The organism is Streptomyces sp. CMB-StM0423, assembly GCF_002847285.1.
Taxonomy (GTDB): Bacteria; Actinomycetota; Actinomycetes; order Streptomycetales; family Streptomycetaceae; genus Streptomyces.
Genome location: NZ_CP025407.1, coordinates 1,925,293 through 1,950,720 on the forward strand (window position 1 = coordinate 1,925,293; position 25,428 = coordinate 1,950,720).

The 25,428-nt window shown below is 75.1% G+C and carries 20 protein-coding genes; 7 read left to right on the forward strand and 13 right to left on the reverse strand.

Features of this window, described 5'->3' with window-relative positions:
* Positions 1-35 precede the first annotated feature (35 nt).
* Positions 36-1,874 (reverse strand): helix-turn-helix domain-containing protein, encoded by a 1,839-nt coding sequence (locus tag CXR04_RS08005; protein ID WP_101421171.1) that lies wholly within the window; start codon positions 1,872-1,874, stop codon positions 36-38.
* A 252-nt stretch (positions 1,875-2,126) separates the two neighbouring features.
* Positions 2,127-4,445, reverse strand: a complete 2,319-nt coding sequence (locus CXR04_RS08010; protein ID WP_101426252.1) for a hypothetical protein — start codon at positions 4,443-4,445, stop codon at positions 2,127-2,129.
* A 454-nt stretch (positions 4,446-4,899) separates the two neighbouring features.
* Here CXR04_RS08010 and sigJ point away from each other — a divergent pair, with 454 nt between their 5' ends.
* From sigJ to CXR04_RS08025, 3 genes are all read left to right on the forward strand, one after another.
* The gene (gene sigJ, locus CXR04_RS08015; protein WP_101426253.1) at positions 4,900-5,808 is read left to right on the forward strand and encodes an RNA polymerase sigma factor SigJ; all 909 of its coding nucleotides are present in this window, start codon (positions 4,900-4,902) and stop codon (positions 5,806-5,808) included.
* A gap of 257 nt (positions 5,809-6,065) precedes the next feature.
* The gene (gene gabT, locus CXR04_RS08020; RefSeq protein WP_101421172.1) at positions 6,066-7,424 is read left to right on the forward strand and encodes a 4-aminobutyrate--2-oxoglutarate transaminase; all 1,359 of its coding nucleotides are present in this window, start codon (positions 6,066-6,068) and stop codon (positions 7,422-7,424) included.
* Complete coding sequence (locus tag CXR04_RS08025) at positions 7,421-8,350, forward strand: phosphatase PAP2 family protein (protein ID WP_101421173.1); 930 nt, start codon at positions 7,421-7,423, stop codon at positions 8,348-8,350. The genes gabT and CXR04_RS08025 overlap by 4 nt, the downstream gene beginning before the upstream one ends.
* Here CXR04_RS08025 and CXR04_RS08030 read toward each other — a convergent pair.
* The 3 genes from CXR04_RS08030 to CXR04_RS08040 form a co-directional block, all read right to left on the reverse strand.
* Positions 8,295-8,807: a hypothetical protein gene (locus CXR04_RS08030; RefSeq protein WP_101421174.1), complete on the reverse strand. Its 513-nt coding sequence runs from the start codon at positions 8,805-8,807 to the stop codon at positions 8,295-8,297. The two genes, CXR04_RS08025 and CXR04_RS08030, sit on opposite strands and share 56 nt — an antisense overlap.
* Positions 8,808-8,969: 162 nt before the next feature.
* Positions 8,970-10,049 carry a DUF4190 domain-containing protein gene (locus CXR04_RS08035; protein ID WP_101421175.1) on the reverse strand — a complete coding sequence of 360 codons (1,080 nt, stop codon included), beginning with the start codon at positions 10,047-10,049 and terminating at the stop codon, positions 8,970-8,972.
* A 41-nt stretch (positions 10,050-10,090) separates the two neighbouring features.
* Positions 10,091-10,504 carry a hypothetical protein gene (locus CXR04_RS08040; RefSeq protein ID WP_234380113.1) on the reverse strand — a complete coding sequence of 138 codons (414 nt, stop codon included), beginning with the start codon at positions 10,502-10,504 and terminating at the stop codon, positions 10,091-10,093.
* Between the two features lie 100 nt (positions 10,505-10,604).
* Here CXR04_RS08040 and CXR04_RS08045 point away from each other — a divergent pair, with 100 nt between their 5' ends.
* Both CXR04_RS08045 and CXR04_RS08050 read left to right on the forward strand, forming a co-directional pair.
* A complete protein-coding gene (locus tag CXR04_RS08045; protein ID WP_101421176.1) occupies positions 10,605-11,672 on the forward strand; it encodes an adenosine deaminase in 1,068 nt (355 codons plus the stop codon).
* Entirely contained in the window at positions 11,615-12,364 is a 750-nt protein-coding gene (locus tag CXR04_RS08050) for a glycerophosphodiester phosphodiesterase (RefSeq protein ID WP_101426255.1), read from the forward strand. Before CXR04_RS08045 ends, CXR04_RS08050 begins: the two co-directional genes overlap by 58 nt.
* A gap of 117 nt (positions 12,365-12,481) precedes the next feature.
* Here the strand turns inward: CXR04_RS08050 and CXR04_RS08055 are convergent, their stop codons facing one another.
* On the reverse strand, positions 12,482-14,095 hold the full coding sequence (locus CXR04_RS08055; protein WP_101421177.1) for an MFS transporter: 1,614 nt from the start codon (positions 14,093-14,095) through the stop codon (positions 12,482-12,484).
* Positions 14,096-14,131: 36 nt separating this feature from the next.
* Positions 14,132-14,668: an NAD(P)H-dependent oxidoreductase gene (locus CXR04_RS08060; RefSeq protein WP_101421178.1), complete on the reverse strand. Its 537-nt coding sequence runs from the start codon at positions 14,666-14,668 to the stop codon at positions 14,132-14,134.
* Between the two features lie 150 nt (positions 14,669-14,818).
* Between CXR04_RS08060 and CXR04_RS08065 the strand changes: the two genes are divergently transcribed.
* Together CXR04_RS08065 and CXR04_RS08070 are read left to right on the forward strand one after the other, a co-directional pair.
* Entirely contained in the window at positions 14,819-18,193 is a 3,375-nt protein-coding gene (locus CXR04_RS08065) for a BTAD domain-containing putative transcriptional regulator (protein WP_101421179.1), read from the forward strand.
* A 30-nt stretch (positions 18,194-18,223) separates the two neighbouring features.
* Positions 18,224-18,502, forward strand: coding sequence for an Imm53 family immunity protein (locus CXR04_RS08070; RefSeq protein ID WP_101426256.1), 279 nt, complete (start codon positions 18,224-18,226; stop codon positions 18,500-18,502).
* A 10-nt stretch (positions 18,503-18,512) separates the two neighbouring features.
* Here CXR04_RS08070 and CXR04_RS08075 read toward each other — a convergent pair whose 3' ends face one another.
* From CXR04_RS08075 to CXR04_RS08100, 6 genes are read right to left on the reverse strand one after another with little or no spacing between them, the layout of a single operon-like run.
* A complete protein-coding gene (locus CXR04_RS08075; RefSeq protein WP_101421180.1) occupies positions 18,513-19,739 on the reverse strand; it encodes a saccharopine dehydrogenase family protein in 1,227 nt (408 codons plus the stop codon).
* Positions 19,740-19,759: 20 nt separating this feature from the next.
* Complete coding sequence (locus CXR04_RS08080) at positions 19,760-21,229, reverse strand: NAD(P)/FAD-dependent oxidoreductase (RefSeq protein WP_101421181.1); 1,470 nt, start codon at positions 21,227-21,229, stop codon at positions 19,760-19,762.
* Positions 21,226-22,017: an ABC transporter permease gene (locus CXR04_RS08085; RefSeq protein WP_101421182.1), complete on the reverse strand. Its 792-nt coding sequence runs from the start codon at positions 22,015-22,017 to the stop codon at positions 21,226-21,228. Before CXR04_RS08085 ends, CXR04_RS08080 begins: the two co-directional genes overlap by 4 nt.
* A complete protein-coding gene (locus tag CXR04_RS08090; protein WP_047018366.1) occupies positions 22,017-22,937 on the reverse strand; it encodes an ABC transporter permease in 921 nt (306 codons plus the stop codon). Before CXR04_RS08090 ends, CXR04_RS08085 begins: the two co-directional genes overlap by 1 nt.
* Positions 22,934-24,109, reverse strand: coding sequence for an ABC transporter ATP-binding protein (locus CXR04_RS08095; protein WP_101421183.1), 1,176 nt, complete (start codon positions 24,107-24,109; stop codon positions 22,934-22,936). Before CXR04_RS08095 ends, CXR04_RS08090 begins: the two co-directional genes overlap by 4 nt.
* Positions 24,106-25,356: a polyamine ABC transporter substrate-binding protein gene (locus CXR04_RS08100; RefSeq protein ID WP_101421184.1), complete on the reverse strand. Its 1,251-nt coding sequence runs from the start codon at positions 25,354-25,356 to the stop codon at positions 24,106-24,108. Before CXR04_RS08100 ends, CXR04_RS08095 begins: the two co-directional genes overlap by 4 nt.
* Positions 25,357-25,428: the final 72 nt, after the last annotated feature.

Genomic DNA, 25,428 nt, shown 5'->3' on the forward strand with positions numbered 1-25,428 from the left:
CCGCCCGCCGGCAGCGGCGGGGCGGCGGACCCCGGCTACGCCTTGAGGGCCAGCCACAGCTCCATCCGCGTGTCCGGGTCGTCCAGCGAGCGCCCGAGGATCTCCTCGACCCGCCGCATCCGGTAGCGCAGCGTGTGCCGGTGCACCCCGAGGTCGGCCGCCGCCGCGTCCCACTGCCCGTGCCGCGACAGCCACGCCCGCAGCGAGGCGACGAGATCGCCGCGGCCCCGCTCGTCGTGCTCGCGCAGCGCCCGCAGCGTGCCGTCCGCGAACGCCTGCACCGCGTCGTCCGCCAGCAGGTCCACCACCGAGCCCGCCGTCACCTCCTCGTGCTCCACCAGCACCCGCCCGCGCCGCCGCGCCACCGACAGCGCCTGCTCGGCCTGCTTGTACGCCACCGTCACCACCGCGGGACCCGCCGGCGCCGACACCCCGGCGACCAGCGGCAGCGTCCCCTGCCCTGCGCCGGACCCGCGGACCTGCCCCACGGCACCCGGGTGCGCGGCCTCGACCCGCCCGGCGTGCTGCGCCGCCGCCTCCGCGACCGCGCCGCCGTCCGTGGCCAGGACCACCAGCCGGCCGGCGTCGGGCACCGCGAGGAACGCCTCGCCCGACCCGGCCGCCGCTGCGTCCAGCGCGTCGGCCAGCTCCCCCAGCGCCTCCGGCAGCGGCTCCGGCTCGCCCTCCCCCACCGGCGCCACCGGCGCGGCGGCCTCGGCGACGAGGAGGCGTACGGGCGCGTCCAGCAGCCCCCCGTACAGCGGCCCGGCGACGGACCGCGCGTGGTCGGGCTGGCCGGCGAGCAGCAGCCGCAGCACGGCGGTGCCGAGCCGCTGCTCGGCGGCGGAGAAGGCGCTGGAGCGCTCGGTGACGAGGGTGAGCAGGGAGACGGCGGCGTGCACGGCGTAGCGCTCGGCGGGGGCCAGCTTGCCGTCGGTCCCGACGGCCAGAACGCCGCAGCAGCGGCGGCCGGAGCCGAGGGACTGCAGCTCGACGCGGTCCTCGGCGGGTCCCGCGGCGGGCAGCGGGGGGCGGCCGGGGGCGGCGTCGGCCCGGCGGGGAGCACCGCCGGCCGCGGCCTCGGGCGCCGCTCCTGCGGCCCCGTCCGCTGCCGCCCTGCCTGCCGACGTCCCTTCCGCCGACGTCCCTTCCGCCGACGCCCCTGCCGCTACGCCGGCGCCGTCACCCGTGCCCGCCGCCCCGGCCGGCTCCGCGCCTTCCGCCTCCTCTGCCCGTACGCCCGCCACCACCGCGCTCGCCGGCGCCGGCCGCCGGCGCAGCCGCGCCACGTCGCCCTTCAGCCCCTCCGCCCGCGCCGCCGCCCCGGCCGGGGAGACCGCGAGCACCTCGCCCGCCGTGTCGTAGAGCGCCGCCCAGCCGTGGACGTGCGCCGCGAGCCGGCTGACGACCGTCGCCGGGCCCTCCGCGCCCAGCGCCGCCCGGGTCAGGTCGCGCTGCGCCTCGAAACCGCGGGTCAGCGACCGGTACTGGTCGGCGGCGATGGCCGCGGAGACCACTTTGGAGATGGCGATGAACGGCACCGTGCGCGGCACCTCCAGCAGCGGCACCCGCGCCTCCCGGGCCGCCGCGAGCAGCGCCTCCGGCACCGTCTCGACGTTCACGCCGACCCCGAAGCCCACCCCGACCACCCCGGCGTCCGCGAGCCGCCGCATGTAGCGGCGCATGGCGTCGGCGTCCTCGACGTCGAGCTTGAGCGCGGTGGTCAGGATCAGCTCGCCGCCTTCGAGATACGGCACGGGGTCTATCAACTCGCTGGTCTGCGCCCAGCGCACGGCCACGTCCAGCTCGTCCGCGCCGGTGAGGACGGAGAGCTTGAGGGTGGGATGGCGGACGAGCGAGGCGAGCGTGGGCATGGCACCTTCTGGCTGCTGCGGCGGCCGGGGCCGCCGTGCTGTTCGTGACTGTCTGCGCGACCGCCCCGGCCGGGCCGGGCCGCTGCGTACGCGACCGGCCCCGACCGCCCCCGTCCGGCCCCGGCGGGCCTGCGGGCCCTCCGGAGTCCGGCGATCCGCACCGTCCTCCGACCGTCGCGGAGGTCTCCGACCGCTTTCAGACTGTCGCTGTGTCTTACGCCGCTCCGTATGAACGGCTCTTGCCATTGTGCCTCAGTGGTGCAAGTCGACCAGCACCGGAGGCGTCCGCTCGCCGTCCACGGTCGTCACGGAGAGCACCGCGTGCCCGGGCGGCAGCGTGTTCGCCAGCTCCGAGGCCGACCAGCGCTCCCGCTCCACGGTGCGCACCGTCACCGAGCGGCTCATGGCTTTCGTACCCGTGAAGACCTGCCGTACCCACCTCAGCAGCTTCCGGATGAGCCCGCCGGAGACATCCGGGACGTGTGTGACATCCTCCGCCTCCACCCACTCCGCGCCCCACGCCTCCGCGAAGTGCCGGCCGTCCCAGGTGCTGACGCCGGTCAGCGCCATCCGGCAGCCGACCGCGGCCAGCAGCGGCCCGCGCACCGGCTCGGCGACGTCGTCGAGCCCGCGCAGCCCGAGCACCACGCCGGCGTGCGCGGCGCGCAGCCTCCCGATGGCCCGTACGGACTCGGGGCTGGCGGTGCGGGCGGCGTCGTCGAGGACGAGGGCGGCGAAGAGGGAGCGGTCGGAGCGGGCCGGGGCGGCGGCGGTGAACTGGGCGAGGAGCAGCCGGGCCAGCACCCGGGACGCCTCGGCGTGCGTACGCTCCGGCAGCACGATCCGTACCCGCATCGGGTGCTCCAGCGCTCGCATGGAGAACTGGCGGCCGCGGCCGCGGGTGTCGAAGAACCGGGCGAAGACCGGGCGGTCGAGCACGGCGAGCCGGCCGGCGAGGAGGGCGCCGACGTCGCCGGGGCGGGAGAGCTGGCGCTCGCGCGCGTCGAGCTCGCGGAGGGCGGCGCCGGCGCGGTCGGCGGCGAAGGGGTCGGCACCGCCCTCGGGCGTGCCCTCGGCGACGGCGGCGCAGTCGCGCCGCAGGGCGGCGAGGGCGGCGCGGTCGCCGTCGAGGAGGCCGCGCAGCTCGGCGACGCCGGGGAAGGTGCCGTACGCCGACTGGTAGGCGCCGATGAGCTGGCCGAGGGCGGTGACGGCGGGCCGCGCGTGCGCCCAGTCGGCCTCGTCGCCGCCAAGGAGGGCCTCGGCGAGCAGGGCGGCGGCCTCGTCGGGGTCGGCGGTGCCGCCGTAGAGGTCGAGGTCGTGGGGGGAGGAGGGATCGGCGATGCGGATGACGACGTCGTACGCGTCGTCGTCGCCGAGCGGGGCGCCGGCCGCCCCGACCACGACGACGGCGGCCTGGCCGGCGAGCGCCTGGAGGCAGAGCAGCTCGGCGACGGGTCCGGTGACGCGGTCGCTGACCACGTTGCCGGCGGGGCCGACGGCGAGTAATCCGGTGCCGAGGAGGGCGGGTTCGAGGGCGATGCCGCCGCCGCGGTAGGCGTAGGGGTTGCGCTTGTCGTCGGGGGCGGCGCCGATGCGGACCTGGCCGGTGACGAGGTCGTGCCGGTAGGCGCGGCGGCCGATGTCGCGGAGGCCGGAGGGGTGCGGGCAGGCGGCGGGGCCGTCGCGCCGTACGGAGTCGGCGAAGGCGCGGAGCCGCTCGGGCCGGGCCCGTACGGACTCCCAGGCCCGCGCTATCCGCGCCAGATCGACGTCGTTCATCCCCCCACCCCGAGCGGCCCCCCCGAGCACCTCGGCCTCCCCCACCAACCCGGCAGCCCGCAACTCGGGCCACGCCACGGGATCGGCGTCCTCGGCGTCCTCGGCGTCGGGCTTCTCGGCGGCATCCTCCTCCAGCGGTACGCCCCGCCACTTGGCCGTCAGCACCTCGCGCCACTTCCCGAGGCGGCTGAGGGGGTAGAGCAGGGCTGCGAGCACGATCCCGTACACGAGGTACACGAAGACGGCGCTGAGATACTTGTTCCAGTCCTCGGACCACGACAGGGGCAGGATTCCGAAGGCCGCGCCCATCACGGGCACCACCTCGGACAGCACGAGAAGCACCACGGCGAACCCGGCCACACCGGTCAGCGCGGCCTCCATGGCCGCACCGCGCGCCACGGCGTACCGCTGGTAGAGCTCCTGCCAGCCGCCGGCCCGGCCGCAGGCGTACGCGATGCCCGCGAACACCAGCGTGTCGTACAGGTCCCTGGCGACCGACGCCGCGCGCTTGTCCCGCCGGCCGCCCTCGCCCTCCCACCAACTGTCCGGCGTGAACCAGTCCAGCGGCGCGTCCAGCATCCCAAAGAGGAAGACGCCGTTGCGGTAGAAGGACCAGGCGATCAGCCCGATGAGCACCGACAGCGCGGCTGCGCCGAAGAGTTGGCGGTCGGAGAGGCGGTCGGGCTCCTCGGGCGGGCGCGCCACGTGCCCGTAGCGCCAGACGCCCGGCGCGGCGTCGGGGCGGCTCTCCCGCATCCACTCCAGGAAGGGGGCACCCGGGTCGCTCACCGCCCCGTACCCCGGCCCGGTCCCGTAGCCCTGTCCCGGGGCCGCCTTCGGCCGTTCCGGGCGCTGCGGAGGCACGGACGGCATCGGCGGCGGCAATCCCGGCCGGCCCCTTCCGTCGGGCCTCGCCTGCCGCGGCCCGCGTCGGCCGTCCTCGCCCATGTTCCGCTCTTCCTTCCGCTGGTCCGGCCCCCGTTACGGGGCCGGCCCCGACCTTGCGTGGCTGCGCCCAGTCCGCCGCCGGGCGGCAACTCGGCGCCGTTCCGCCCAACTTAGCGCGTGCCGCCCACCGACCCGGTGCCCGTCCGGGGCGCGCGTCAACCGCCCCCGCATGATCACGCGCACCCCCGGAGTCACATATCCGCGCCCCGCATCGTCCTGAGGGCATGAGAAACACCACCTCCGGGGCACCACGCCCGTCGACCGCCCAGGCCAGCTCGCAAGGGAGGCGGTGAGCGTGCCGCACGACGACGATCTCGCCCGGGCCTTCGAGCACGAGCGGCCCCGGCTGCTGCGGGTCGCGTACTCCACCACCGGTTCCCTCGCCGAGGCCGAGGACTGCGTGCAGGAGTCGTGGCTGCGGCTGCGCCGCGTGCCCGATCCGGGTGCGATACGCGACCTGCGCGGCTGGCTCACCACCGTCGTCGGCCGGCTCGCGCTCGACGCGCTCGGCAGCGCCCGCTCCCGGCGCGAGCGGTACGTGGGCACCTGGCTGCCCGAGCCGCTCGTGGAGCCGGCCGTGGCGGTCGCCCCGGCCGGCTCGGCCGACCCGGCGGAGCAGGTGACGCTCGACGAGTCGGTGAGCATGGCCCTGCTCGTCGTGCTGGACGAGTTGTCGCCCGCGCAGCGCACCGCCTTCCTCCTCCACGACGTCTTCGGCCTGCCCTTCACCCAGGTCGCCGAGGTCGTCGGCCGCACCCCCGCCGCCGTGCGCCAACTCGCCTCCCGCGCCCGGCGGCACGTCGAGCAGAGCCGCCCGCACGAGCCCGCGCCGCGTGCGGAGCAGTGGCGGCTGGTGCGGGCGTTCGCCGCCGCCTGCCAGGAGGGCGATCTGGAGGGGCTGGTGCGGCTGCTCGATCCGGAGGTGGCGTGGCGCGGGGACGGCGGCGGGCTGGTCCCGTCGCTGCCGGGGGTGGTGCGGGGCGCGGAGCAGGTGGCGCGCGGGCTGGTCGCGTTCGGCCGCGGGCCGCTGCCGCCCGGCACGATGCGCGTGGTCACCGTCAACGGGGCCGCGGGGCTGGTGCTGTACGGGCCGGAGGGGGAGGTGTCGGTGGCGGCGTTCACCGTGAACGGGGGGCGGATCACGTCGATCGGCGTGCAGCGCAATCCGGAGAAGCTGACGTCGGTCCGCTTCCCGCAGGCGTAAGGCGGAGGCCGCGGGGCCGGGCGTGGGTCCGTACGCCGTACGCCGGTGCCCCCGCCCGTACGCCGTACGCCCGCCTCCGCCGTACGCCCGCGCCCTCCCCGCCCGCCACCCCCGCGTTTCCGCAGCTCATCCGCCCCCTGTCCACCGTGGACAAAGCGACACGGCAGACCGCTCCCCCGCGTAGCATGCCCCCGCCCGGCGCCCGGCCCTAGCCTGCGAGGGAGACCATCGTCGTCCGGACCCGGAGGAGATCCCCCATGACCAGCGCTTCCGCCACCGCAGGCGCCGCGCTCCCCCAGGAGCGGCGGCTTGTCACCCCCATCCCGGGGCCGAAGTCCCAGGAGCTGATGGCGCGCAAGAACGGCGCCGTGGCGCAGGGCGTGGGCACGGTGATGCCCGTCTTCGCCGCCCGTGCCGCCGGCGGCGTCGTCGAGGACGTCGACGGCAACCGGCTCATCGACTTCGGCGCCGGCATCGCCGTCACCTCCGTCGGCAACAGCGCCGAGGCCGTCGTCCGCCGCGCCTCCGCGCAGTTGGCCGACTTCACGCACACCTGCATGATGGTCACGCCGTACGAGGGCTACGTGGAGGTCTGCGAGCAGCTCGCCGAGCTGACCCCCGGGGACCACGCCAAGAAGTCGGCGCTCTTCAACTCCGGCGCCGAGGCCGTGGAGAACGCCGTCAAGATCGCCCGTTCGTACACCGGCCGCCAGGCCGTCGTCGTCTTCGACCACGGCTACCACGGGCGGACGAACCTCACCATGGCGCTCACCGCCAAGGACATGCCGTACAAGCACGGCTTCGGCCCCTTCGCGCCGGAGATCTACCGCGTGCCCGTCGCCTACCCCTACCGCTGGCTGACCGGCCCCGAGAACTGCGCCGAGGAAGCCGCGGCGCAGGCCGTCGACCTGATCACCAAGCAGGTCGGCGCGGAGAACGTGGCGGCGATCGTCATCGAGCCGATCCTCGGCGAGGGCGGCTTCATCGTGCCGGCGCCCGGCTTCCTGCCGCGGATCGCGCAGTTCGCGAAGGACAACGGCATCGTCTTCGTCGCGGACGAGATCCAGTCCGGCTTCTGCCGTACGGGCCAGTGGTTCGCCTCCGAGGCGGAGGGCGTCGTCCCCGACCTGATCACCACCGCCAAGGGCATCGCCGGCGGGCTGCCGCTGGCCGCGGTCACCGGCCGCGCGGAGATGATGGACGCCCCGCACGTCGGCGGCCTCGGCGGCACGTACGGCGGCAACCCGGTGGCGTGCGCCGCCGCGCTCGGCGCCATCGAGACGATGCGAGAGCTGGACCTGAACGCGAGGGCCCGGCGCATCGAGGAGATCATGAAGAGCCGGCTGATCGAGCTGCAGGGCAAGTACGACGCCATCGGCGAGGTCCGCGGGCGGGGTGCGATGCTGGCCATCGAGCTGGTCAAGCCGGGGACGAAGGACCCCGACCCGCAGCTCACGGCGGCGCTGGCCAAGGCGTGCCACACGGAGGGGCTGCTGGTGCTGACCACCGGGACGTACGGGAATGTGATGCGCTTCCTGCCGCCGCTGGTGATCGGCGAGGACCTGCTGGCCGAGGGGCTGGACATTCTGGAAGGGGCGCTCTCGCGGAACACGTGAGGCAGGCGGTACGGGCACGGCGCACCCCGCGCCGGTCGGCGGCGCGAGGTGCGGAACGGGCACAGGAGCCGGCACAGGAGCAGGAGCCGGGGCAGGCGCCGCCGCTACGGCGGCGGGCGGTCGCGGCGTGGGCCGTCCTCGGCTGCGCCGTGCTGTACGGGCTGCTGGCCTGGCAGGTCGCGGTGGACGGGCCGGTGCGCGAGCTGGACGAGCGCACCGGCCCCGCGCTGTCGCGGCACGCCCCGCCGGGCGCGGAGCTGCTGGCCGACCTGGGCGGGGTGTGGGTGGCGCTGCCGGTGCTGGTGGCGGCGATGCTGTACGCGGTGTGGCGTACGCCGGTACGCGCCGGGGCGGCGCCCGGCGGCGCGGAACGTACCGCGACCGCCCCCGCGCACCGCGGCGCCCTTCGCCCCCTTCACTCCTCCCGCCGTCTTCACCCCCTTCGTCTCCTGTACCCCCTTCTCCACCGCGTCCCGGCCGCCGTCCGGGTCCCGCTGCTCGCCGGGGCCGCCGCCCTCGCCGTGCTGCCGGCCGTCGTCCTGCCGCTGAAGTCCGCGCAGGCCCGGCCCGGCCCCAAGGGCCCGCTCGCCGACGACTACGCCGGGTTCTTCCCTTCCGGCCACTCGACCACCGCCGCCGTCGCGTACGGCGGCGTCGTGCTGCTCCTGCTGCCGCTGCTCCGCTCCCGCGCCGCCCGGCGGCTGCTGGTGGCCGCGGCGGGGGCGGTGGTGCTCGGGGTCGGGGCGGGGCTGGTGTGGCGGGAGTACCACTGGCCGCTGGACGTGCTGGCGGGGTGGTGCGTGGCGGGGGTGCTGCTCGCCGGCTGCTGGTACGGAGCCGCCCGGCTCACGGCGTACGCCGCGGGTCGCGTCATTCCCCACCGGCCGGACCACCCCCGAGGTCCGCAGGACCCGCAGCACCCGTAGGACCGCCCGGGCCGTCCGCGAGGTGCGCCGCGGCCTCGTGCATCGCCAGCTCCAGCACCACCGGATCCGTCAGCCACCCGCTGCCGTCCGGCGGCACCAGCCACCGCACCGCGCCGGTCGACCGCCCCGGGTAGGGCACCACGATCCACGTCCCCCGCCCCGCGCTCCGTACGCCCGTACCGACCCACCGCGCCGCCGTCCCCGGCGGCACGAAGAACCCGAGCCGCGCGTCCGTCACGTCCGCGAGCACCGGGCCCGGCCTGCCGGTGATCCGGGCGACCACGTCGAGCGTCGGCCGCCCCAGCTCCCCCGGCAGGATCAGTACGTCCCACAGCCGCCCGGCGGGGAGCAGCGACACCCCCAGCGGGTTGCGCTCCCACTCCCACCTGCACGTCTCGGGTTCGGGCGCCGCCGAGACCAGCCACTCCACCGCGGATTTCGCCCCCGCACCAGTCATCTGGCTCACCCCTCGTCTCCCCTCGCACCGGCCCTGCTAGACCGGCTGTCAATTGGAGAGAGGGGCCAGGGCCGCAGCTCTTATGCGGCTTTGCGGAAATGGCCGGAGTGGTGTGGATCACAACGCTCGGCAGGGCGCACACCGGAGCGCACTGGGCGTGCGTCAGGCGGGGCGCTCGTCGGTGCGGCCGTCGAGGTCCTTCCACCAGTACGCGTACTCGTACGGCCCTCCCGGCGACACCTCGAACTCGACCTCGCCCGGCCCCTCGTCGAGCACGAAGCGGTATGTGGCCACCACGGCGCGGTCGTCGGCGAGGGTCAGCGGCAGCCCGCTGCCGCTCTCCTGCTCCAGGTTCCCGCCGTCGGAGCCGATGGGGTATGCGGTGACCTCGCTGTTCGCCAGGGTCGCCAGCTCGCCGGTGCGGTTCTCGACCCGGACCCACACGTCCAGGTAGCCGCCCCGGGCCGCCTCCGCGTGGAGGGTCACCTCCAGGCCGTCGTCGTACGCGATGGTCTCGCCGGCCTCGACCGCGCTGTCCGTCTCGGGCGAGACGGGGGCGAAGAAGTCGACCGCGAGGACGACGAGCAGGATGCTCATGCCGATACCGACGACCGCCGCGACACCGCCGAGCCAGATGCCCGACAGCCCGGACCCCCTGTTGCGCGCCTCGCCGCGCCGCACCCGGCGGAGGGTGACGATGCCGAAGCCGACGGCGAGGCCGCCGAGGATGACGGCCAGGGGGCTGAGGAGGAGCGTGAACGAGAGGACGGCGCCGATGACGCCGAGGATCAGCGCCGCGATCCCGGAGCCGTTCCGCAGGCCGGGGGGCGGCACCCAGGCGTAGGGGCCGGGAAGGTAGGGCTTCGGGCCGTAAGGACCGGGGTCGGGGCCCGGTTGCGGCCGCTGCCAGTCGGGCGCGAGGGGCACGGGCGGACCGCCGTCGGGCGAGGGCAGCAGGTCGCTGCCGGGGAGCGCCGGGAGGTCCTTGTGCCCGCCGGCCGCGGAGTCCGCGGGGCCGGCGACCGGACCCCCGGTCACCCCCGCACCCTGGTGCGCACCCGCCCCATCGCCGGCGGACACCTCCGCGCCCGCGGCCGCGCGCGTGTCCGCGTCCCCGCCCGCCTCCGCGCCGCCTCCGGACTCCGACCCGGCGGGCTCACCGGCGGGATCCCCCGTCTCCCGGCCACCCTCCACGCGGAGCGCACCTCGCCCCGCCGCGTCGTCCCGCCGGTCCGTTTCCATGGGCTCAACTGTACGAGCCGCCCGTATCCCGTCGGACCGGTTCACCCGGCGCCGCCGCCCGGCCAGGGCAGCGTCCCCGACCGGTCCGCCATGACCTGCACGCGCTCCCCGTCCCGCCGGTCGGCGGGCTTCTCCTCCTCGTCGTCCCCGGAGAGGATCACGCCCGTCAGCGCCAGCACGATGACCACCGCCGCGACCGCGAACGCCACCGCGCCCGTCGCGATGCCGATGACCGCGTTGCGCCCGGCGACCGCCCCGTCCCGCCGCGCGCGGCTGCGCGCGACCAGGCCGAGCACCAGCGCCGCGGGACCCAGCAGCACGGAGAGGACGATGCCGTAGACCGTGGGCAGGAGCGTGAGGCCGACGATGCCGCAGACCATCGCCTTCGTGCCCAGACCGGCCGGTCCCTGCCGCGCCCCGGCCGCGGCCGGGGCCGGTGGACTGCTCGCCGCCATGTCCGCTCCCTCCGCTGCCCTCGCGCCTCGCGCGCCCGCGCGTTCGCACATGCTACGGAGCCGGGGCGGCGCCGTCAGTCCGTTGGCCTACGATGATGCGATGGCCGATCTCGACTCCTTCATCGCCGGTCTGCCCAAGGCCGAGCTCCATGTCCACCACGTGGGCTCCGCGTCGCCCCGCATCGTCGCCGAACTCGCCGCGCGGCACCCGGACTCCGCGGTGCCCGCGGACGCCGCCGCGCTCGCCGAATTCTTCTCCTTCCGCGACTTCGCCCACTTCATCGAGATCTACCTGTCCGTCGTGGACCTCGTCCGCGACCCCGAAGACGTGCACCTGCTGACGTACGAGATCGCCCGCGACATGGCCCGGCAGCAGATCCGGTACGCGGAGCTGACCGTCACGCCGTACAGCTCCACGAGCCGCGGCATCCCCGACCGCGCCTTCCTCGACGCCCTGGAGGAGGCCCGGCGCAGGGCCGAGGCCGAGCTGGGCGTCGTGCTGCGCTGGTGCTTCGACATCCCCGGCGAGGCGGGGCTCGCGGCGGCCGAGGAGACCGCACGGATCGCCATAGACGTCGGCTGCGAAGGGCTCGTGGCCTTCGGCCTGGGCGGCCCCGAGATCGGCGTGCCGCGCGGGCAGTTCAAGCCCTACTTCGACCGGGCCATAGCGGCCGGGCTGCGCAGCGTCCCGCACGCGGGCGAGACGACCGGGCCGCAGACGGTCTGGGACGCGGTCACCGAACTGCGCGCCGAGCGCATCGGGCACGGCACGAGCGCGGCGCAGGACCCGAAGCTGCTGGCGCACCTCGCGGAGGCGGGGATCGCGCTGGAGGTCTGCCCGACGTCCAACGTCGCGACGAAGGCGGTGGCTTCGCTGGACGAGCACCCGCTGCGCCGAATCGTGGACGCGGGCGTGCTGGTGGCGCTGGGCAGCGACGACCCGCCGATGTTCGGTACGGACCTGAACACGGAGTACGGGGTGGCGGCCCGCCTCCTCGGCCTGGACGAGGCGGGGACGGCGGCGCTGGCGAAGAACTCGGTCACGGCGTCGTTCATGGACCCGGCCGCGAAGGCGGCGCTGACCGCGGAGATCGACGCGTACGTCGCCGCCTGGCCCGCGACCGCCGCCGGCGGCGCCCCCGGGGCCGCGACCCCGACCGCCCCGTGACGGGGGCCGCGCCCGCCGTGCTGGCGGTCGCCCACCGCGGCGATCCGTACGTCGTACGCGAGAACACCCTCGGCTCGCTGCGCTCCGCGGTGGCCGCGGGCGCGGACGCGGTGGAGTTCGACGTCAGGCTGACGTGGGACGGCATGCCGGTGCTGCTGCACGACCGCACGCTGCAGCGGCTGTGGGGGCAGGAGGTGAACCTGGCCTCGCTGACGTACGCCGAGGTCCAGGAGCGCTCCGAGGGCGGCATCCCGACGCTGCGCGAGGCGCTGAAGGTCATGGCGGACAGCCCGGGCGTCCGCTCGTTCATCGACCTGCCGGACCCGGCGGCGGCCGAGCACGTCGTCGCCGAGGTGCTGGAGTCCGATGCGGCGGCGCGTACGTACTACTGCGGCGGCACCGCGGCCCTGCTCACCATCCGCGCCGCGGACCCCGACGCCGAGATAGCGCTGACGTGCTCCTCGCCCGTCCCGTACCGCGCGGGCCTGCTGCGCCGCCTGCGCCCGCAGTGGCTCAACTACCGCTTCGGCCTCCTCGACGAGGAGACGGTCCGCGAGGACCACGAGGCGGGCTACAAGGTGTCGTGCTGGACGGTCGACTGGCCGCGCAACTGGCGCCGGCTGACGGCCATGGGCGTCGACGCCATCACCAGCAACCGCATCGCGGGACTGCGCCGCCACCTGGGCTCCTGAGAGCGACGCAAGGACCGGCGCGCCAACGGCGGGGGCCGCGCGGCGGGGGCTCGACTCCCCCGCCACGCGGCTCTCTTCCGCTCCCGTGCGCCGGCTGTCCAGGACGGTGTACGGGCCTCAGCGGCCGGCTTCCGCCGGTACCGGGGTCTCGTCCCGCGCGGACGGGGGCCCGGGGGCGGCTTCCGGCTCCTGCTGCGCTGCGCCCGAGGCGGGCACGCGGCGGAGCAGGGTCGCCGACAGGACCGCCGCCGCGACCGCCAGGCCCGCGGCGAGCGCCGCCGCCACGTTGAGCCCGCTCGCGAACGCCTCCCTGGCCGGCGCGAGCACCGCGTCGCCCAGCGCCGCCGGCAGGCTCTCCGCCGCGCTCAGCGCGCCCGGCAGGGTGTCGCGGGCGGCGGCGTCCGCGCCGTCGGGGACGCCGGCGGGGACCGAGTCCGCCATGTCGCCGCGGTAGACAGCGGTGCCGACGCTGCCCAGCAGGGCGATGCCGAGGGCCACGCCGAGGTCGCTGGCCGTGCTGTTGACCGCGGACGCGGCGCCCGCCTTCTCCGGCGGGGCCGAGCCGATGACCAGGTTGGTGGCCAGTGCCATCACCGGCGCGATGCCCGGGTAGAGCAGGTAGAAGCCGGTGATCAGCAGCGGCAGCCCGCCCACGCTGTCGACCTGGGTGAGCACCACGTACCCTGCCGCCGACAGCAGGCTGCCCGCCGCCACGACGTACCCCGGGCGCACCCTGCGGGCGATCACCGGCGACAGCATCGAGACGATCACCAGCATCACCGCCGCCGGGAGGATCCACAGCCCCGCCTCCAGCGGCGTCAGCCCCTCGACGAGCTGCAGGTACTGCGTGAAGAGCAGGTACACGCCGCCGAGGGCGACCGCGCTGAGGAGGAAGACGGCCAGCGAGCCGCTGAAGGTGCGGTCGCCGAACAGCCGCATGTCCAGCAGGGGGTCGGTCAGCCGGAGTTGCCGCCGTACGAACACGGTGGACAGCACGACGCCGAGGACGAGGGCGACGATCGCGGCGGCGTTCACGCCGTGCGCGGCCATCTCCTTCACCCCGTAGACGATGGGCAGGATGGTGACCACCGACAGCGCCACGCTCGGCAGGTCGAGCCGCCCCGGCTGCGGCGCCCGGTACTCGGGCACCAGGAACGGCGCCGCGAGCAGCACGAGGCCCATCACCGGTGCGCCCGCCAGCAGGGCGGCGCCCCACCAGAAGTTCTCCAGCAGCAGCCCGCCGACCAGCGGGCCGACGGCCACGCCGACGGACACGGACGCCGCCCACAGGCCGATGGCGGTGGCACGCTGCTTCGCGTCCTGGAACATGTTGCTGATCAGCGACAGCGTCGACGGCATCACGGCCGCGGCGCCCAGGCCCATCACGGCGCGCGCCCCGATCAGCGCCTCCGCGCTCGGCGCGAACGCGGCCGCCGCGGACGCCGCACCGAACGCCACGGCGCCGAAGAGGAGGATGCGGCGGCGGCCGATGCGGTCGCCGAGGGTGCCCATGGCGACGAGCAGGCCGGCCATCATGAAGCCGTAGATGTCGTTGATCCACAGCAGTTGGCCGCTGCTGGGTCCGAGGTCGGCGGCGATGTCGGGGGTGGCGAGGAACAGCACGGTCATCGTGACGAACAGCAGGATCGTCGGTGCGAGCAGCACCGCGAGGCCGAGCCACTGCCTGGGGCCGGCGCGCAGCGCGGGGGCCTCCGGGGCGATTGCGGACATGATTCTTCTCGTTTCGGGGTTTGGGGACGGTAGGGATCAGAAGGGGTACGGCGTGCGGGCGCGGGCGGTGCGCAAGGCGCGGGCCCACCAGATGAGTTCGTCGAGCGCGTGGTCGGGGCAGTCGGTCTCGTGGACGGTCAGCGCGTGCGCCTCGGCGAGGTCGGCGCGCAGAGTGCGCAGCGCACGTGCGGTTTCCTCTCCCGCGCGTACGTGCAGCGCCACCGGCCGCGCCTTGAACGCCTCGGCGCACCACACCAGTGCGCGCTGCAGCGGCCCGGCGGAGTGCTGCTCGGCGGGGTACTGCCGGGTGGCGGCCGGGGCCACGACGACGAAGCCGTCGGCCGCGTCCAGCCACGGGCGCAGCTCCCGTACGGCGGGCGGCTCCGGCGCGTTCCCCGGCAGTACGCCGGGGCACGGCTCCGGCAGACAGGCCGCCGCGAGATCGATAAGGTCGACCTCCAGCCGGGCTCGCCGGCCCGCGAGCCCGGCGAGCCACCGGGCCTCGGCACCCGCCGCCCGGCCGGGTCCGAGCCCGCCGAGGACGGTCAGCCGCAGCGTGACGTCCGTACCCATCCGGGGCCTCCTCCCACTCGCCGGCGACGACGTGGACCACGGTCCGGCAGAGCTCTCCAGGTCTCCTTCCGATCCGCTTCAGATCCGCTGCGGGTACGGCCCCGGCCTGCGGCGACGGGCGCTGTCAGTGAGCTGGGTTACCGTGAACGCATGCGCTTCGGGGTGCTCGGTCCGCTGGCGGTGTGGACGGCCGGCGGCCAGGCGGTCCGCGTACCGGAGGTGAAGGTCCGCAGCCTCCTGGCCGATCTGCTGATCCACGCCGGCCGCGCCGTGCCCGCCGACCGGCTCGTGGACGACCTGTGGGGCGGCAGCCCGCCGGCGAACCCCGCGGGGGCGCTGCAGACCCGCGTCTCCCAACTGCGCCGCGCGCTGGAGGACGCCGAGCCCGGCGCCCGCGCGCTCGTCGTCTCCCGCCCGCCCGGCTATCTGCTGGACGTCGACCCCGAGGCCACCGACACCGGCCGCTTCGCGGCTCTCACCGCCGCCGCCCGCCGCGCGGAGGGCCCCCGGACGCGCGCGGCGCTGCTCGCGGACGCGCTCGCGCTGTGGCGGGGCGAGGTGCTGGCGGACTTCGCCGACGAGGAGTTCGCGCGCGCGGAGATCGCCCGGCTCGACGAGCTGCGGCTGACGGCCCTCGAAGAGCAGGCGGAGGCCCGGCTCGAACTCGGCGAGCACGCGCTCCTCGCCGACGAGCTGGGCGACCTCGTCGCCCGCCACCCGCTGCGCGAGCGGCTGCGCGCCGCGCAGTTGCGCGCGCTGTACCGCGCGGGGCGGCAGAGCGAGGCGCTGGCGAGCTACGGCAGGCTGCGCACACAGCTCGCGGAGGATCTGGGCCTGGACCCGGGCCCGGAGCTGGTCGCGCTGCACCAGTCGATCCTGGAGCAGGACGCGGCGCTCGGCCCGCCCGAGCGGGAGGAGGCGGCGGTACGGGGCAACCTGCCGGCGCCGCACGGCGACTTGATCGGCCGCGACGAGTCGGTGGCGGCGGTCCGCGCGCTGCTGGCCACGGGCCGGCTGGTGACCCTGACGGGCCCCGGCGGGGTGGGCAAGACCCGGCTGGCGCTGGAGACGGCCCGCGGGCTGCCCGGGTCGTTCCCGGACGGCGTGTGGCTCGTGGAGCTGTCCGCGCTGGCACCGCCCCGGCCGGAAGCGGCACCGGAGGACGTCGCCCCCGACGCCGACAAGGCGGCGGAGCTCGTGGCCGCGGCGCTGGGCGTACGGGACGAGACCGCCGGCGGCGGCCTGCTGACCGGCGCGGGCGGTGCGGCCCCCGCGGAGCGGCTGGCCGAGGCGCTGCGGACGAAGCGGACGCTGCTGGTCCTCGACAACTGCGAGCACGTCGTGGACGCGGTCGCCGCGCTCTGCGCCCGGCTGCTGGCGGCGGCACCGGGCGTGCACGTGCTGGCGACGGGCCAGGAGCCGCTGGGTGTCGGCGGCGAACACCTGTGGCCGGTGGCGCCGTTGGACGTACCACCGCCGGCGACCGCAGCCCCGGCCGACGCGGACGGTACGGCACACCTGGCCGCCGCGAGCGGCACCACACACCAGGCCACTGCTCCCACCCCCGACCTCGCCGCGCTCCGCGCCTCCGGGGCGGTGCGGCTCTTCGCCGAGCGGGCCGCCGCCGTCGCCCCCGGCTTCGCCGTCGACGCGGGCAACGCCGCGGCCGTCGCGGCCGTCTGCCGCCGGCTCGACGGCATCCCCCTGGCCCTGGAGCTGGCCGCCACCCGGGTACGGGCCCTCGGGGTACACGAGTTGGCCGCCCGGCTGGACGACCGGTTCCGGCTGCTGTCCGCGGGACCGCGCGACGCGCCCGCCCGGCAGCGCACCCTGCGCGCGATGCTCGACTGGAGCTGGGAGCTGCTGACCGCCCCCGAGCAGGCCGTGCTCCGCCGCCTCTCCCTGCACGCGGACGGCTGCACCCTGCGCGCCGCCGAGGCGGTCTGCGCGGGCGGCGGCATTGCCGAGGACGACGTGCTCGGCCTCCTCGCCCGCCTCGTCGACCGCTCCCTGGTCATGACCACCCCGGGCGACGGCGTGACCCCCGCGCGGTACCACCTGCTGGAGTCCGTCGCCGCCTACGGCCACGAACAGCTCTGCGAGGCCGGCGAGTTCACCTCCGTGCGCCACCGCCACGCCGCGTACTACGCCTCGCTCGCCGGCGAGGCCGAGCCCCAGTTGCGCGGCCCCGCCCAGCGCCAGTGGCTGCTGCGCCTCGACGCCGAGTCCGCCAACATGCGCGCGGCGCTGGAGGACGCGGTGCGCACCGGCGCCGCGGCCACGGCGCTCGGCCTGGCCAACGACCTGGCGTGGTACTGGGTGCTACGCGGCCGCCTCGGCGAGGGCCGCCGCTTCCTCACCACCGCCCTGACGACGCCCCCGACGGCCGACGCCGTCCGCCCCGCGGGCGACGCGGAAAGGGAACGCGCGGCCCGTACCACCGCCCTCACCTGGCGCGCCGCCATGACCCTGCGCCTCGGCGAGACCCTCGCCCCCGACGCCCTGCCCGCCGTCCGCCAGGCGCCGCCCGCCACCCTCCCCGAACTGGCCGCCGGCGCCCGCGCCGACGCCTTCCTCGGCCTCACCCGCCTCGGCCTCGGCCCGCTGCCCGGCGGCGGCGACCCGCTGGCCCGCGCCGAGGAGGTCTTCCGCGCGCTCGGCGACCAGTGGGGCACCGCCGCGGTCTCCAGCACCATCGCCCGGCAGGCGGTGCTCCGCGGCGACCTGCGGGCGCTCGCGGAGTACGGGGAACGCAGCATGGCGCTCTTCGCCGGACTCGGCGACCGCTGGGGCCAGTTGCACGCGACGTACGCCCTCGGCACGTACGCGGAGATCACCGGCGACTACGCGCAGGCCGCCCGGCTGCACCGCGAGGGCCTGCGGATGGCCGAGGACCTGGGGCTGTGGTCGGAGGTGTCGGACAAGCTGTCGATGCTGGGCCGGGTCGCGCTGCTCACGGGGGACGTCGCGCAGGCCGACGACCTGCACGGCCGGGCCGCGCGGCTGGCCGCCGAGCAGGGGTACGTGGTGGGCGAGGAGTTCGCGGGCATCGGCCTGGCGCTGGGCGCCCGCCGGCAGGGCCGGCTGGCGGAGGCGGAGGCGCATCTGCGGCGCTGGCTGGACTGGGACCGGAAGATCGAGTCGGACGTGGGCACGGCGCTGATCCTCGCCGAGCTGGGCTTCGTCGCGGAGCTGGCGGGCGATGCGGAGCAGGCCCGCGAACACCACCGCGAGGGCCTGGCCTCCGCCCGTCCCACCGGCGACCCCCGCGCCCTCGCCCTGGCCCTGGAGGGCCTGGCCGGCGTGGAGTCCCTGGCCGGCGACGCCACCGCGGCCGCCCGCCTCCTCGGCAGGGCCGAAGCCCTCCGCGCCGCCGCGGGCGCCCCCCTCCCCGAAGCCGAACGCTTCGACACCGACCGCATCACCGCGCGCCTCCGCGCCGAGCTGTCCCCGGCGGACCTGGCAGCGGAGCTGGCGAAGGGCCGGTCGGCAGCCCGGGAGGACCTGCCGGCCGGGGAGGCGTGAGCCGTGGCCCCCGCGGGGAGTGACGAGCTGATGCGCAGGCTGGACGGGTGGTATGCCGCGCAGTGCGACGGGGACTGGGAGCACGGGTGCGGGGTGCGGATCGAGAGCCTGGACAATCCCGGGTGGCTGGTGCGGGTCGACCTGGCCGGGACGGACCGCGAGGGCGTCACCCTGGCGGGCGAGCCCTCGCGGGAGGACGACGACGAGTGGCTGCACCGGTCCGCGGACGGGCGGGTGCTGCGGGTGGCCTGCGGGCCCGGGCAGTTGGCGCGGGCGCTGCGGGTGGCCGTGGAGTTCCTGGGGGCGTGACGTCCCCGGGTCAGCCGCCTTCGCGTACGGACCAGGGGGAGCCGTAGGCCGTGAGGAGGTCCAGGAAGGGCTTGGGCGGGAGGGCTTCCGGGCCGAGGACGCCCGCTGCGGTCCACTGGGCGGTGGCCAGGAGTTCCAGGGCTATCACCGGGTTGATGCCCGTCTGCCAGACGACCGCCTGCACGCCGTCGAGGGCCATCGTCTCCTCGTTGTCCGCCACGTGGTAGAGGTACACCTCACGCGGCCCGCCGTCCTTCGTGCCGCGCACCCACGTCCCCGCGCACGTCCTGCCGCGCATCCGGTCGCCCAGGGTCGCCGGGTCCGGGAGGCACGCGGCGACCACGTCGCGCGGCGAGACCTTCGCGTCGCCGACCGCGACCGGGGCGGTGCGGTCCAGGCCCAGCTTGTGCAGGGTCTTGAGGACGTCGATGAACTCCTCCCCCAGCCCGTACTTGAAGGTGACCCGCTTCGCGTCTATCCAGCGCGGTACGAGCAGCACCTCCTCGTGTTCGACGTTGACGCACTCCACAGGACCGATGCCCGCCGGGAAGTCGAAGACCTCCGGTTCGCTGAAGGGCTCGGTGGTGTGCCAGCCGCGGCCGGCGTCCCAGATCACCGGCGGGTTGAGGCACTCCTCGATCGTCGTCCAGATGGAGAACGACGGCGCGAAGTCGTAGCCGTCCACGGTGAGGTTCGCGCCGTCGCGTACACCGATCTCCTCGACGGTGTCGAAGAGTTCGTCGGCGGCGTAGCGCGCGAAGACGTCGGAGAGGCCGGGCTCGACGCCCATGCCGACGAGGGCGAGGCGTCCCGAGGTGGCCCAGCGGTCGGCGGCGGCGAACTGCTCGTCGCCGAGCTTCACGCCGCACTCCTCGTACGGACGGGAGGGGTGCGGCCGGGACAGGGACATCGCCATGTCGACATAGGTGGCGGCGGTGTCGTACGCGGCCTCGAAGAGCGGCATGACGAAGCGCGGGTCGGTGGCGTTCAGGAGCGCGTCGCAGCGGTGCGTACGCAGCAGGTCGGCCACCGCCGTACGGTCCCCGGCATCCACCCGGGCCGCGGTGAACCGGGCGCCGGAGGGCCCCGGGTGGGCGGCCCGTACATGGGCGACCGCGGCCTCCGCGCGGCCGAGGTCGTAGTCCGCGACGACCATCGCCTCGAAGAAGTCGCGGCGCGCCGCGATCCGGGTGATCGCCGTGCCGACGCCGCCCGCGCCCACCAGCAAGATGCGCATCTGCCCACTCCCTGCGTCCGTCAACTGTCGAAGCCCATGCCCATGCGGTCCAGCGCCCTGAGCCACAGGTTCCGCCGCCCGCCGCCCGCGTCGGCCCGCGCCAGCGACCACCGCGTCAGCCCGATGCCCGCCCACGCCAGGGGCTCCGGCGGGAACGGCAGCGGCTTGCTGCGCACCATCCGCAGCTCGGTGCGCTCCGTGCGCTCCCCCGCCAGCAGGTCGAGCATCACCTCGGCGCCGAAGCGGCTGGCGCCGACGCCGAGTCCGGTGTAGCCGGCGGCGTACGCGACGCGGCCGGCGTGGGCCGTGCCGAAGAAGGCGGCGAAGCGGGAGCAGGTGTCGATGGCGCCGCCCCAGCGGTGGGTGAAGCGGACGTCCGCGAGCTGCGGGAAGCAGCGGTGGAAATTGCGGGCGAGCTTCAGATAGGTCTCGGGGCGCTGGTCGTACTCGGCGCGCACCGCGCCGCCGAAGTGGTGCACCGCGTCGTAGCCGCCCCACAGGATGCGGTGGTCGGCGGTGATGCGGAAGTAGTGGAACTGGTTGGCGCTGTCGGCGAGCCCCTGCCGGCGGTGCCAGCGCACGGCGTCGCGCTGCGCGGCGGACAGCGGCTCGGTCATGAGCGCGTAGTCGTAGACGGGGGTGACGTAGGGGCGGACCCGGCGGACCAGGTTCGGGAAGGCGTTGGTGCCGAGCGCGACGTGCGGCGCGCGCACCCGCCCGTACGGGGTGCGCACCTCCATCGCGCCGCCGCCGCGCCCCCGCACGCCCGGGACCCCCGCGGAGCGGAACGCCCCGCCCCCGCCGCCTCCTCCGCCGGCAGGGGCGAGGGCGAGACCCGGGGTGTGCTCGTAGATCCGTACGCCCGCCTCCAGGCAGGCCCGCTTGAGGCCCCAGGCCAGCCGCGCCGGGTGGACCATGGCGACGCCGTCGCGGTCCCAGAGCCCGCCGAGGAACGTCGACGAGTCGACCTCGGCGCGGACCGCGTCCCGGTCCATGAGCAGCAGCCCCTCGCCGAGCCCGCGGCGCGTCGCCTCCTCGGCGAACTCACTCAGCTCGTCGAGCTGGTACGGCTCGGTGGCCACCGTGATCTCGCCGGTGCGCCGGAAGTCGCAGTCGATGCCGTAGCGGTCGACGGCCGCGCCGATCGCGTCCAGGTTCTCCGCGCCCAGCCGCTCCAGCGTGCCGATCTCCTCGGGCCAGCGCTCCAGGCCGTTGCCGAGGCCATGGGTGAGCGACGCGGCGCAGAAGCCGCCGTTGCGGCCGGAGGCGGCCCAGCCGCACTCGGCGGCCTCGATGAGGACGACGTCGCGGCCCGGGCCGCGCTCCTTGGCGAGCAGCGCCGTCCACAGACCGCTGTAGCCGCCGCCGACGACGAGCAGGTCGGCCTCCTCGGCGCCGGTGAGCGCGGGCAGCGCCGCGGGCCGGTCGGGGTCGTCGAGCCAGTACGGGCGCGGGGCGGCGGACGCCAGGGCGCGTGCGGGGTCCGTCATGCGCGTGACCTCCGCCGGGCCCCGACGACCTGCCCGGCCACCACCAGCGCCAGCGCGCCCACGAACATCGCCGTGCCGATGACGTTCACCTGCACCGGGATGCCGCGCTGCGACGCGCCCCAGACGTACATCGGGAACGTGACGGTGGAGGGGCCCGCGTTGAACTGCGTGATGATGAAGTCGTCCAGCGAGATCGCGAAGCTCAGCATCGCCCCGGCCGCGATCCCCGGCGCCGCCAGCGGCAGCGTGATCCGCAGGAAGGTCTGCAGCGGCCCCGCGTACAGGTCCCGGGCGGCCTCCTCCAGCTTCGGGTCCATGCTCGCCACCCGCGCCTTGACCGCGACGACGACGAAGCTGAGGCAGAACATGATGTGCGCGATGAGGATCGTCGTCACGCCGAACTCGACCCGCATGTTGAGGAACAGGGTGCCCAGCGAGGCGGCCATGACGACCTCGGGCATCGCCATCGGCAGGAAGATCAGCGAGTTGCCCGCGGCCCGGCCGCGGAAGCGGTGCCGGGCGAGCGCGAACGCCGCGAGGGTGCCGATGACGGTGGCGGCGACGGTCGCGGCGAGCGCGATCTGCAGGCTGAGGCCGACGGAGTCGCACATGCCGGCGACGCCGCAGGGGTCGGTCCAGGCGTCGGTGGAGAAGGACTGCCAGGTGTAGTTGTAGCGGCCCGCGGGGTCGTTGAAGGAGAAGACCAGCACGACGACGTTGGGCAGCAGCAGGTAGACCAGCGCGAGGGTGCCGGCGATGACGACGAGGTGGCGGCGGATCCAGCGCATCAGACCAGCTCCTCGGTGCCGGCCCGGCGGATGTAGACGGTCACCATGATCAGGATGGCGGCCATCAGCAGGAACGACATCGCCGCCGCGGTGGGGTAGTCGAGGACGTTGAGGAACTGCTTCTGGATGGCGTTGCCGACCATCTGCTCCTTCGGCGAGCCGAGGAGCTGGGCGTTGATGTAGTCGCCGGAGGCAGGGATGAACGTCAGCAGCGTGCCGGCGACGACGCCGGGCATCGACAGCGGGAAGGTCACCCGGCGGAAGACGGTCAGCGGACGGGCGTAGAGGTCCTGCGCGGCCTCGTGCAGGCCCGGGTCGATGCGCTCCAGCGAGGTGTACAGCGGCAGGATCATGAACGGCAGGAAGTTGTACGTCAGTCCGCACACGACCGCGAGCGGGGTGGCGAGCAGCCGGTCGTCGGTGGTCAGGCCGAGGGTCGCGGTGACGTCGAGGACGTGCAGGGTGTCCAGGGCGCCCACCAGCGGGCCGTTGTCGGACAGGATCGTCTTCCACGCCAGCGTCCGGATGAGGAAGCTGGTGAAGAAGGGGGCGATGACGAGGACGAGGAGCACGCCCCGCCAGCGCCCGGCGCGGAAGGCGATCATGTACGCGAGTGGGTAGCCGATGGCGAGGCACAGGACGGTGGCCACGGCGGCGTAGCCGAAGGAGCGGGCGAAGTGCTCGGCGTACTGGTCGAGTGCGTCGGTGTAGTTGGCCCACCGCCAGGTGACCTCGAAGCCCTCCTCGAAGGAACCAGACTGCACGGAGGTCGACGCCTGGTAGACCAGCGGTGCGGCGAAGAAGACCAACAGCCACAGCGCGGCGGGCAGCAGCAGCCAGTACGGGGTGAGCCGGCGGCGCGGGGGCGGGGGTCCGGGCGCGTCGGGCTTCGCCTCCGGCGGGGCGGCGAGCGCGGTCACAGGGCCTCCTCGCCCGTACCCGCGTCGCCCACGGTCCCGGCAAGCAGGGACTGGTCGCCGTCGAGTCCGAAGGTGTGCGCCGGGTTCCAGTGCAGGACGACCTCCGCGCCCGGTACGAGCCCGGGGTCGCGCTCGACGTTCTGCACGAACACCGACAGCTCGGGGCAGACGGGGCTGGCGACGACGTACTGGGTGGCGGCGCCGGTGAAGGAGGCGTCGACGACGGTGCCGGGTATCCGGTTGCGGCCGTCGGGGACGGCGTCCACGGCGGCGTCGCGGTGGGTGAGGGAGATCTTCTCCGGCCGCATCCCGGCGAGCACCCGCGTGCCCACGGCGGTGGACCGGGCGCGGCACCGGGCGGCGGGCAGCGCCAGCTTGACGTCGCCGGCGGCGGACAGCAGCAGGTCCGCGCCGGCGGTGCCGGCTATCTCGGCGGCGATCAGGTTGGACTGGCCGAGGAAGTTGGCGACGAAGGAGCTGGCGGGGTCCTCGTACAGCTCGACGGGCGCGCCGAGCTGCTCGACCCGGCCCGCGTTCATCACGGCGATGGTGTCGGCCATGGTCATGGCCTCCTCCTGGTCGTGCGTGACGTGCACGAACGTGATGCCGACCTCCGTCTGGATGCGCTTGAGCTCCAACTGCATCTGCCGGCGCAGCTTCAGGTCGAGCGCGCCCAGCGGCTCGTCGAGCAGCAGCACCTCGGGCCGGTTGACGACCGCGCGGGCCAGCGCCACGCGCTGCTGCTGGCCGCCGGAGAGCTGGTGCGGCTTGCGGCGCGCGAGATGCCCCAGCTCGACCAGCTCCAGCGTCTGCTGCACGTCCTTCGCCACCGACCGGATGCCGCGGCGGCGCAGCCCGAAGGCGACGTTGTCGCGGACGTCGAGGTGGGGGAAGAGGGCGTAGCTCTGGAAGACGGTGTTGACCTTGCGCCGGTGCGGCGGCAGGGCGGTCACGTCCTCGTCGCCGAGGCGTACGGTGCCGGTGGTGGGCCGCTCCAGGCCGGCGATCATCCGCAGCGTGGTGGTCTTGCCGCAGCCCGAGGCGCCGAGGAGGGCGAAGAACGAGCCCCGGGGGACGGTGAGGTCCAGGGGGTGCACGGCAGTGACGTCGCCGAACTTCTTGCTGATCCCGGTGAGCGTGACGCCCGCCCGCTGCTCCGTCACCGCGCTCACGCCCCGATCACCTTGGACCACTTGTCCTGGTACGCGGTCTCCTTGTCGTCGTTCATCGACATGAAGACCTGGCCTTTGTCGATCATCTGCCGGTCGGGGAAGATCAACGGGTAGTCGGCGAGCGAGGCGTCGATCTTCTTCATCTCGGCGCGGGCGCCGACGACGGGGCAGATGTAGTTGACCCAGGCCGCCAGCTCGGCGGCGACGTCGGGCCGGTAGTAGTAGTCGATCAGCTTCTCTGCGTTGGTCTTGTGCCGGGCTCTCGCGGGGACGAGCAGGTCGTCGGTGGCGTAGAGATAGCCCTTCTCCGGGATCACGAACTCGATGTCGTCGGTGTCCAACTGGAGCTGCACGATGTCGCCTGCCCACGCCAGGCAGGCGGCTATGTCGCCCTTGACCAGCTCCTCGGTGTAGTCGTTGCCGGTGAAGCGGCGGAGCTGGTCGCCGTCCACGGCCTTCTGCACCCGGGCGAGGGCGGCGTCGAAGTCGTCGTCGGTGAACTTCGTCGGCGACTTGCCCATGTCGATGAGCGTCATGCCGATGGTGTCCTGCATCTCGGTGAGCAGCGACACCTTGCCCTTGAGGCTCTCGTCCTCCAGCAACTGCGCGACGGAGGAGACCTCGCGGCCCCCGGTGGCCTTCTTGTTGTACGCCACGACCGTGGCCAGCCCCGCCCACGGCATCGTGAACTGCCGCCCCGGGTCGTGCGCGGCGTTGCGGAAGCGCGGTTCGAGGTTGACGTTGGCGTGCGGCAGGTTGCGCGGGTCCAGGCGCTGCGCCCAGCCGTGCCGGATGAGCCGGCCGGCCATGAAGTCCGACAGGCACACCAGATCGCGGCCGGTGTCCTGGCCGGCGGCGAGCTGCGGCTTGATGCGGCCGAAGAACTCGACGTTGTCGTTGACGTCCTCGGTGTACTTCACGCGGATGCCGCTGCGCTCCTGGAAGCGCTCCAGGGTGGGGTGGACGTTCTCGTTCTCGTCGTCCACGTCGATGTAGAGGGGCCAGTTGGAGAAGGCCAGCTCCTTCTCCTGCTTCGAGTAGTCCTTGGCGGCGGCGGCTTCGCCGTCCGGGCCGCCGCTGTCGGCGGCCGGGATGCCGCACGCGCCGAGCGCCGGCAGCGCCGCGGCCCCGGCCAGCGCGCCGCCCGCGGCGAGCAGCCGGCGCCGGGACATGGCGGCCCGGCCGCTGGTCAGGCTGCGCTCCCAGGCCCTCGCTACGGGTTCGGGGAGTGAGGCGAACGGATCCATGGGGGTCGGCCTTCCTCGGGGACGGGCCAGTGGGCTGCGGGGCGCGTGGTACGGGGTGCGCGGTGCCGGGGC